This is a genomic window from Agrococcus sp. HG114 (genome assembly GCF_024723325.1).
Classification (GTDB): domain Bacteria; phylum Actinomycetota; class Actinomycetes; order Actinomycetales; family Microbacteriaceae; genus Agrococcus.
The window spans coordinates 1-8,257 of sequence record NZ_JANQCH010000103.1; the positions used below are offsets into that span (position 1 = coordinate 1).

Genomic DNA, 8,257 nt, shown 5'->3' on the forward strand with positions numbered 1-8,257 from the left:
CCGGCGGATCGGTCGCCCGGCGGAGCGCCGGCCGCCGTGAGGGGTCGGCAGCGCACGGGGCGACCGATCTGCCGGAGGCGCGGCCCTGCCGCGCCGGCAGCGGCGTCAGCGCGCGGGCGCGTCCTCGAGCGCGAGCTCGCGCGCCCGCTCGAGCGCCTGCACGAAGACCTCGGGCGGCTGCGCGCCCGAGAGCGCGAGCCGCATGTCGAACACGAAGAACGGCACGCCGTTCACGCCGATCGTCCGCGCCTGCTGGATGTCGGCCCGCACCGCCGGCAGGTGCCGCTCGTCGGCGAGCGCCGCGCGGATCTCCTCGGCGTCGAGCCCGACGGAGGAGCCGAGCTCGACGAGCGCGTCAACGGAGCCGATGTCGACCCCGCGCTCGAAGTGGGCCGACAGCAGCGCGTCCTTCACCGCATCCGCCATGGCCGCGCCCGTGGACTTCGCGAGGTGCAGCACCTGGTGCGCGCGCAGGCTGTTCGCGACGACGAGCGCGTCGAAGTCGTACTGCAGGCCCTCGCCCGCCGCCTGCTCGGCGACGTGCTGGATCATCTGCCGCACCTGCTCGACCGGCATGCCCTTGACGCGCGAGAGGTACTCGACCTCGCCGCCGTCGTAGCGCTCGGGCAGGGTGGGGTCGAGCTGGTACGAGTGCCAGGTCACCTCCACCTCGTCACGGTGCTCCCAGGCGCCGAGCGCCTTCTCGAACCGGCGCTTGCCGATGAAGCACCACGGGCACGCCACGTCTGACCAGATGTCGATCTGCATGCCGGGGGCCAACGCACGGTCGTCGAGGAAGATTCCGGATGCGTGCGGGACCCGGGCGGCCTGGCTCCGCTCAGCGGGGCAGCTCGTCGATGAGCGCGTCGGCCTCCGGGTCGTCCCAGTCGTAGTCGTCGTCGTCATCGTCGACCGCCTCGGTCGACGCGTCGGCGTCGGCGTCATCCGCGTCGTCGTCGCCGAGCCACGCGTCGGCGGCGGCCTCGAGGTCGTCGTCGTCCTCGTCGTCGAGGTCGTCGTCCTCGCGGTCGTCGTCCTCGGCGAGCTCCTCGCGCAGCCACTGCGCGAGCTCGCCGTCGGCCTCGGCGTCGACCATCGCCTCGACGCTCTCCTCGTCGAGGGGCAGGATCGCCGCGACCCGGTCGCCGTCGCGCGCGACGAGCGTGTCGGGCTCGCCGTCGTCGCCCGGCACGCGCTCGACCGACTCGTGCCAGCCGGCCAGGATGTCCTCGACCTGCGCCGCGAGCCGCTCGCGGTCCTCGTGCCACTCGTTCATCGCGCCTCCTCGGGTTCGTCGTGCCGACTCGTGCTCGTCCCAGTCTGCACCCGTCGCAGGCGACGCGCCTGCAGGAAGTAGTCGACGCCCGCGACGACGTGCAGGCCGACGCCGACGAGCATGAGCGTCATGCCGAGCGGTGTGGCCGCGGGCAGGACCGTGTGGCCGAGGAGGATGACGACGATCGCCGTGAGGAGCACGGCGGTGCGTATCTTGCCGAGCCAGGAGACGTGGATGCTGCCGTCGCGCGCGGCCCTGCCGGCCGAGACGATCGAGAGGACGTCGATGCCCGCGATCACCGCGAGGATCCACCAGTCGAGCGCTCCGGCGATCGCGAGCGCGAGCGTGACCCCGACGATGCCGATGCGGTCGGCGATCGGGTCCATGACCTCGCCGAGCCGGGACGACTGGTCGAGGGCACGCGCGAGCACCCCGTCGATCCAGTCGGTCGACGCCCAGATCGCGAGCAGCCCCACCGGCAGCCACGAGCCGGGCGCGCCGGCCACGATGAGCCAGCACACCGGCACGAGCAGCAGGAGCCGCGCGAGCGTGATCGCGTTCGGCAGCGTCACGACGCGCGTGAAGAACGGGTCGGCCGGATCGCGATCCCGCGCCGAGATGAGGGGCATGCCCTCTTGATAGCACAGCGCCCGGCGAGCGGTCAGGCCAGCCTGGCGCCCCATCGCCTCGTCGCGAAGCCGACCGCGATGCCGACGATCGCCCCGACGACGGACTCCACGAGCCGGTCGACGATGAGCTGCTCGACGGGCACGGGGCTCGACAGGTGCACGGCGAGCAGCGCGAGCGGCGTGACGAACACCATCGCGATGCCGTAGTTGCGGCCGACGAGCAGCTCGGTGCCGAAGGCGACGAGCGCGATCATGAGCACGAGCACGAGCTCGCTCGGCCGCGTCGCGAGGATCGCGGCAGCGAGCAGCACGCCGACCGTCGTCCCCACGATGCGGTGCGTGCCGCGCGCGAGCCCCGCGACGAACGTGCCGGTCGAGACGGGCACGACGGCCGACACCATCGCCCAGTACGGGTGGCCGATGCCGAGCGCGGTCGCGATCGAGCCGGCGAGGAGCACGCTCAGCGCGTAGCGGGCGACCCGCCGCAGCTGCACTCGCCTGCCGGGGGAGAGGCGGTAGTCGCGCTCGACCGGCAGCGACTCGAGCGGCGGCAGCCTGCGCATCCGGCGCCACGCGGTGCCGATCGAGCCGACGAGCACCGAGAAGGCGGCGGATGCGGCGGCGACGCCGGTCGCGATGCCCGCGTCGGGGAGGGCGATGCCGGGCAGCGAGGCCGAGCCGCTGAACGCGAACAGCGCGAAGAGCGGACCGGGCGGATGCCAGTCCTCCGCGTCGGAGACGATCGAGATGAGCCCGGCGAAGATCGCGCCGAACGCGATCATCGGCCACGCGGGCGCCGGCAGGCTCGCGACGAGCGAGCCGAGCCCGACGGCGGCGATCATGACCGCCGCCGCGGTCAGCTGCATCACGAGCCGCGTGAGGTGCACGCGATTGCGCCCGTAGAGCGACGTGAAGGCGCCGAACGCCGCCCACGCGCCCCACTCCGGGTGCCCGATCGCGACGAGCACGAGGAGCGGCACCGCGGTGCTGATGGTCGCGCGGATCGCGACCCGGTGGGCGCCGTTGTGGGGCCCGAACGCGAGCAGGGCCCGCACGAACTCGTCGCGGGCGCCGCTCACGGTGCGCCGACCTCCGGGGTGGCCGACAGGCCCAGGCGCACCATCTCGACGATCCTGCGCGAGAGCGCGTCGCGCACCGGCTCCGCGAGCGAGCGCAACGGGCCCTCGACCGTGAGCGTGGCGAAGCCGTGCACCGCCGACCACGCGAGCGCCTCGGCGCCCGCGCGCTGCTCCGCGGTGATCTCGCCGCTCTCGGCGAGCGCGTCGAGCGCGCGCTCGAGCTGCTCGTACGGGGTGCGGCCGCACGCGCCGCGCGCGCCGTCGTGGTGCGCCGCGTCGAGGTCGCGGTGCGCGCGGAACGCGAGCCGGAACAGTCCCGGCTCCGCCCACGCGAAGCGCACGTAGGCGAGCCCGACCGCGGCGATGGCCCCGTCGGCCCACGCGCGCTGCGCTTCGGCCGACCCGTCGCCCGTCGGGACGCGCGCGATCTCGTCCTCCATCGCATCCGCCACCATCGCGAGCGAGCGGAGCGCGAGCGCGGAGACGAGCCGCTCGTGGCTCTCGAAGTGCCGGTACACGGCCGAGGGCGCGACGCCCGTCCCGCGCGCGAGCTCGCGGAGGCTCACGGCCTCGGGGCCGCCCTCGCGGGCGGCGTCGAGCCCGGCGTCGAGCAGCGCTCGGCGGAGGTCGCCGTGGAAGTAGCCCGTCCGTGCCATCGCTCTTGACGCTACCGGCTCGCGCGGATAATGTGAACGCCGTTCACACCTTGGGCGGCAGTGCGCCGCCCCGTGCGGCGAGGAGCGGTCATGGCAGTGCAGATGGTCTTCCCGAACTACGCGGTCGCCGACATCGGGGCCGCGACCGCGTTCTACGAGGCGCTCGGCTTCCGCAAGAACCCGGTCTTCAGCGACGAGACGACGAGCTGCATGGTCGTCTCCGACCAGGTCGCGATCATGCTGCTCGAGGATGCGCGCTTCGACGGGTTCCTCGTCGAGGGCCAGCGGCGCGCGCCCCGCGGCTCGCTCGAGAACCTGCTCGCGATGCTGCTCGGCAGCCGCGCCGAGGTCGACGCGTTCGGCGAGGCGGGGCTCCGCGCGGGCGGTACGCTCTCCAAGCCCGTCGAGGAGAACGAGTGGGGCATGTACGGCGGTCAGCTCACCGACCCCGACGGCCACATCATCGACTTCTTCCACATGGACGCGCCGCCCGAGGCCTGACGGCCGCCCGACCCCTTCCTGCCCGCCGGCCCGCGTCGCGCCGCCGGGCCGCGCTCCGAGCCCTGCGCTCCACTCGCCCGCCCGACCCGTGCCCGCCCGACCCGTGCCCGCCCGGCCTGCGCGGGCTCGACCATAGCCCGCTCGACCCAGAGAGCCCCATGCCGACCAGCATCCCCTCCACGTCCGCCGCCGCCCGGCCGGGCGCATCCGACCGCCTGCCGCCCCGCGGCGCGATCATCATCGCGACCCTGCTCGTGTCGGCGTTCGTCGTGATCCTCAACGAGACCGCGATGAACGTCGCGATCTCGACCCTCGTCGCCGACCCCGTGCTCGGCATCGACGAGCGCGCGGCGCAGTGGCTCACGACGGCGTTCATGCTCACGATGGCCGTCGTCATCCCCACGACCGGGTGGCTCATGGCGCGCTTCAGCACGCGCTCCCTCTACCTCGCGGCGATGGCGGCGTTCGTGCTCGGCACGCTCGTCGCCGGCATCGCGCCGTCGTTCCCGCTGCTGCTGCTCGGCCGGGTCGTGCAGGCGTCGGGGACGGCGGTCGTCTTCCCGCTGCTCATGACGACCGTCATGCAGCTCGTCCCTCCTGCCCGGCGCGGCGCGTTCATGGGCACGATCTCGCTCGTCATGTCGGTGGCGCCCGCGCTCGGGCCGACGCTCTCGGGCGCGATCCTCCAGGTCGCCTCGTGGCGCTGGATCTTCCTCGGCATCGCGCCGCTCGCGCTCATCATGCTCATCACCGGGTCGCGGACGCTGCGGCGCGGCGACGTGCAGGCGCCGCCGCGGCTCGACCTCGTCTCCATCCCGCTCGCCGCGCTCGGATTCGGCGGGCTCGTCTACGGGCTCTCGCTCATCGGCGCCGAGGGGCTGCCCGCGTGGCAGCTGCCCGTCGCGCTCGCCGTCGGGGTGCTCGCGCTCGTCGCGTTCGTCGCGCGCCAGCTGCGGCTGCAGCGCACCGACGACGCGCTGCTCGACCTGCGCACGTTCCGGCACCCGCCGTTCACCGCATCCATCACCGTCATGGTGATCGCGATGGCCGCGATGTTCGGCACGCTCATCCTGCTGCCGCTCATCCTGCAGGACTCGCTCGGCCTCGAGCCCCTGCAGGTGGGTCTCATCACGCTGCCGGGGGCGCTGCTCATGGGCCTGCTGGGCCCCGTCGTCGGCAACCTCTACGACCGGTGGGGGCCGCGGCCGCTCGTGATCCCCGGCGCCGTGGTCGTGCTCGCCGCGCTCGTGCTCTACACGCAGCTGTCGACGACGACGCCGTGGTGGCTCGTGCTCATCATGCAGATGGTCCTGAGCCTCGGCTTCGCGTTCACGTTCCCGCCGCTGTTCACGGTCTCGCTCGGCTCGCTGCCCGCGCACCTGTACGGGCACGGCTCAGCGGTGCTCAGCACCGTGCAGCAGGTCGCCGGCGCCGCCGGCACCGCCGCGTTCGTCACGATCATGGCGACCCGGCAGGCGCAGCTCGTCGAGGTCGGGGTGAGCTCGGGCGACGCGCTCCTCGAGGGCGCGCGGCTCGCGTTCATGGGCGCCGCGGCGCTCTGGGTCCTGGGCGTCATCGCGACGCTCCGGCTGCGGAAGCCGGCGGATGCGGTGCCCGACGAGCCGGAGCACGCCGGGGTCGGCGAGGCCGGCGCCGCGGGGCCTACAGCTGGGTCGGCGGCTGCTGCTGCGCCTGCGCCGACGGGGCCGACGGCGCCCGCCCCATGAGGCGCACGGCCTCGGCCGCGTGCTCGTTCGTCACCTGCACGCCGTAGCGGGCCGCCTGCAGCGCGCGGATCGACGAGAAGTCGCGCTTGCCGCCGGTCATCGCGTGCTGCACGACGCCCGCGATCATGCCGAACGCGGCGCCCATGAGCACCGCCCAGATCACCCATGTCCACGAGTTCACGAGGATGAGGCCGAACAGCAGGCCGACGAAGAGCCCGAACCACGCGCCGCCGAGCGCCCCCGAGAGGGCCGCGCGGCCGTAGGTCATGCGGCCGAGCACCTGCTCGACGGTCGTGAGCCCCGTGCCGATGATGCGCACGTGCTCGACCGGGAAGTGGGCATCGCTCAGCCGGTCGACGAGCGCCTGCGCCTCCTCGTAGGTGTCGAACTCGGCGATCGTCGTCGACGGCGGCGTGGGCTCCGTGCGGTTCGGCAGCGGGTTCTGGATGTTCGTCATCATGTGCCTCCTCACGGCCCTGGCGGGCCTCGGAGCGATCCTCGCACCCGAATCCGAACGGCGGCCGGACGGTCCGCTAGCGGCGGTCCTCGGGCGCGGGGGCGTGCGGAGCCGACCCGTCCTCGGGCGGCTCGAACGCCGCGATCGCCGCCACCGCATCCGCCACCGTGTCGACGAGCGCGATGCCGGCCTCGCCCGGCTTGCCGCGCATGAGCGACTGCAGGAGCGGCCACGCGGGGAGCGTCTCGGTCCAGTAGCGCTCGCCGAGCAGCACGAGCGGCGCCCACGCCCCCTCGGGCGCGTAGGAGTTCTCGCACGCGTCCTGGAAGATCTCCTGCACGGTGCCGCCGGTGCCGGGGAGCACGACGAGGCCCGCGCTCGCGACGCGCAGCAGGATGTCCTCGCGCACGGAGTTCTGGAAGTACTTCGCGATCGAGGTGGCGAACGAGTTGGGCGGCTCGTGACCGTAGTGCCACGTGGGGATGCCGAGCGAGACCCCGTCGCCGACGCGAGCGGCCACGCGCCGCGCGGACTCGATCCACGCGGGGATCGCGCCGCGGAAGGACGGCACGGCCGCGAGCTCGTCGATCGCCGCGTCGAGCTGCGCGGGGGAGCACGCCACCGCGCGAGCGCCGAGGTTCGCGGCCTCCATCGCGCCCGGGCCGCCGCCCGTCGCGACGACCCGCCCCGCGCGCGCGAGCCCGTGCGCGAGGTGCGCGGCCTGCCGATAGGCCTCGGAGTCGCGCGCGAGCGCGTGCCCGCCCATGACTCCCACGATCCGCTTGCCGACGACCCACTCGGCGAGCGCGTCGTCGATCGAGTGGTCGTGCAGGGCTGCGGCGAGCGTGTGCGCGATGTCGTGCTGGCGCATGCGCGACCACGCGTACACGCGCGCGTCGAAGCTCTCCGCGTAGCCGCCGTCGATGCCGTCGACGAGGTCGTCGGGGGAGTAGAGCGTCGCCCGGTAGGCGTTGAACGGCACGTCGGGCACGTCGTCGAAGATGAGCGCGCCCTGCGCGAGGAGCCGCTCCCTCGCGCCGGGCGGCAGCTCCGTGCCGAGCAGCAGCGCTCCGTCGCCGTCGAGGCGCTCGAGCGCGTCGGCGCGCTCGGTGAGGTCGACGTCCTGGATGCGCCAGCCGTGCATGCTCGTCGCGCCCCGCGCGAGGCGGTCGAAGGCCGCGAGCGACGAGATGTCGATGCGCCTGCCGTGCTGCGGCCGCTCGTCGAGGTCGGGCATGGCCGGGAGCCTACCCAGCGCGGCGCCGGGCCGGCTGGGCGCCGCCGGCGAGCGCGTCGGTCGCGACGTCGATGCGGCTGCCGCCGCCGGGCACCGGCACGACGCGGATGCGCCACGGGATGCGCTCCTGCATCTGCTGCACGTGGCTGATGACGCCGACGCTGCGCCCGCCCGCGCGCAGCTCGTCGAGCATCGCGAGCGCCGCCTCGAGCGCGTCCTGGTCGAGCGAGCCGAAGCCCTCGTCGACGAAGAGCGTCTCGAGCGAGACGCCGCCCGCCTCCGCCTGCACGACGTCGGCGAGGCCGAGCGCGAGCGAGAGCGCCGCGAGGAACGTCTCGCCGCCCGAGAGCGACTTCGTCGGGCGCGCCCGGCCCGTGTGCGCGTCGAGCACGAGGATACCGAGCCCGCTCGCCTTGCCGCGGTAGGCGGCGCCCTCGTCGTGCAGGAGGGCGAAGCGGCCGTGGGTCATCGCGTCGAGCCGCAGGTTGGCGGCCTCGATGATCGCGCCGAGCCGCGCGGCGAGCACGTAGGTCTCGATGTCCTGCCGCAGCTCGTTCCGGCCGTCGAGCGCGTCGGCGAGGCCGCGCACGACGGCGGCGCGCTCGGCGCCGTGCGCGAGCGAGCGGATGGCCTCGCGCGCGTCGGCGAGGTCGGTCGCGGCGTGCTCGAGCCGGGTCTGCGCCGCGGCCTCGGCG

Annotated in this window: 10 protein-coding genes; 2 read left to right on the top strand and 8 right to left on the bottom strand. The window is 74.2% G+C overall.

Annotated elements, in window-relative coordinates; all coding sequences use genetic code 11:
* Positions 1-105: 105 nt before the first annotated feature.
* The 5 genes from NWP09_RS09870 to NWP09_RS09890 all read right to left on the bottom strand — a co-directional run bounded on the left by NWP09_RS09870 (position 106) and on the right by NWP09_RS09890 (position 3,640).
* A complete protein-coding gene (locus NWP09_RS09870; RefSeq protein ID WP_258275341.1) occupies positions 106-768 on the bottom strand; it encodes a DsbA family protein in 663 nt (220 codons plus the stop codon).
* 70 nt (positions 769-838) lie between these two features.
* Positions 839-1,276, bottom strand: a complete 438-nt coding sequence (locus tag NWP09_RS09875) for a hypothetical protein (protein ID WP_258275342.1) — start codon at positions 1,274-1,276, stop codon at positions 839-841.
* Positions 1,273-1,905, bottom strand: coding sequence for a CDP-alcohol phosphatidyltransferase family protein (locus NWP09_RS09880; protein ID WP_258275343.1), 633 nt, complete (start codon positions 1,903-1,905; stop codon positions 1,273-1,275). The genes NWP09_RS09875 and NWP09_RS09880 overlap by 4 nt, the downstream gene beginning before the upstream one ends.
* A 32-nt stretch (positions 1,906-1,937) precedes the next feature.
* A complete protein-coding gene (locus NWP09_RS09885; protein WP_258275344.1) occupies positions 1,938-2,984 on the bottom strand; it encodes an FUSC family protein in 1,047 nt (348 codons plus the stop codon).
* A complete protein-coding gene (locus tag NWP09_RS09890; protein ID WP_258275345.1) occupies positions 2,981-3,640 on the bottom strand; it encodes a TetR/AcrR family transcriptional regulator in 660 nt (219 codons plus the stop codon). Before NWP09_RS09890 ends, NWP09_RS09885 begins: the two co-directional genes overlap by 4 nt.
* Before the next feature lie 90 nt (positions 3,641-3,730).
* On the opposite strand from NWP09_RS09890, the gene NWP09_RS09895 reads away from it, so the two are divergent.
* Both NWP09_RS09895 and NWP09_RS09900 read left to right on the top strand, forming a co-directional pair.
* On the top strand, positions 3,731-4,141 hold the full coding sequence (locus NWP09_RS09895; RefSeq protein ID WP_258275346.1) for a VOC family protein: 411 nt from the start codon (positions 3,731-3,733) through the stop codon (positions 4,139-4,141).
* A 158-nt stretch (positions 4,142-4,299) separates the two neighbouring features.
* A complete protein-coding gene (locus NWP09_RS09900; RefSeq protein ID WP_258275347.1) occupies positions 4,300-5,868 on the top strand; it encodes an MDR family MFS transporter in 1,569 nt (522 codons plus the stop codon).
* On the opposite strand, the gene NWP09_RS09905 is transcribed toward NWP09_RS09900, so the two are convergent.
* From NWP09_RS09905 to NWP09_RS09915, 3 genes are all read right to left on the bottom strand, one after another.
* Positions 5,804-6,328, bottom strand: coding sequence for a general stress protein (locus NWP09_RS09905; RefSeq protein WP_258275348.1), 525 nt, complete (start codon positions 6,326-6,328; stop codon positions 5,804-5,806). The genes NWP09_RS09900 and NWP09_RS09905 overlap by 65 nt on opposite strands.
* A gap of 73 nt (positions 6,329-6,401) precedes the next feature.
* The gene (locus NWP09_RS09910; protein WP_258275349.1) at positions 6,402-7,562 is read right to left on the bottom strand and encodes an LOG family protein; all 1,161 of its coding nucleotides are present in this window, start codon (positions 7,560-7,562) and stop codon (positions 6,402-6,404) included.
* A gap of 10 nt (positions 7,563-7,572) precedes the next feature.
* Positions 7,573-8,257 (bottom strand): SbcC/MukB-like Walker B domain-containing protein (locus NWP09_RS09915; RefSeq protein ID WP_309137113.1); only part of this gene is annotated, 685 nt, incomplete at its 5' end.

What these genes read in the sequence shown, in the direction of transcription:
- NWP09_RS09870 (WP_258275341.1), bottom strand. Translation starts at nt 768, where the DNA reads ATGCAGATCGACATCTGGTCAGACGTGGCGTGCCCGTGGTGCTTCATC.
- NWP09_RS09875 (WP_258275342.1), bottom strand. Translation starts at nt 1,276, where the DNA reads ATGAACGAGTGGCACGAGGACCGCGAGCGGCTCGCGGCGCAGGTCGAG.
- NWP09_RS09880 (WP_258275343.1), bottom strand. Translation starts at nt 1,905, where the DNA reads ATGCCCCTCATCTCGGCGCGGGATCGCGATCCGGCCGACCCGTTCTTC.
- NWP09_RS09890 (WP_258275345.1), bottom strand. Translation starts at nt 3,640, where the DNA reads ATGGCACGGACGGGCTACTTCCACGGCGACCTCCGCCGAGCGCTGCTC.
- NWP09_RS09895 (WP_258275346.1), top strand. Translation starts at nt 3,731, where the DNA reads ATGGCAGTGCAGATGGTCTTCCCGAACTACGCGGTCGCCGACATCGGG.
- NWP09_RS09900 (WP_258275347.1), top strand. Translation starts at nt 4,300, where the DNA reads ATGCCGACCAGCATCCCCTCCACGTCCGCCGCCGCCCGGCCGGGCGCA.
- NWP09_RS09905 (WP_258275348.1), bottom strand. Translation starts at nt 6,328, where the DNA reads ATGATGACGAACATCCAGAACCCGCTGCCGAACCGCACGGAGCCCACG.
- NWP09_RS09910 (WP_258275349.1), bottom strand. Translation starts at nt 7,562, where the DNA reads ATGCCCGACCTCGACGAGCGGCCGCAGCACGGCAGGCGCATCGACATC.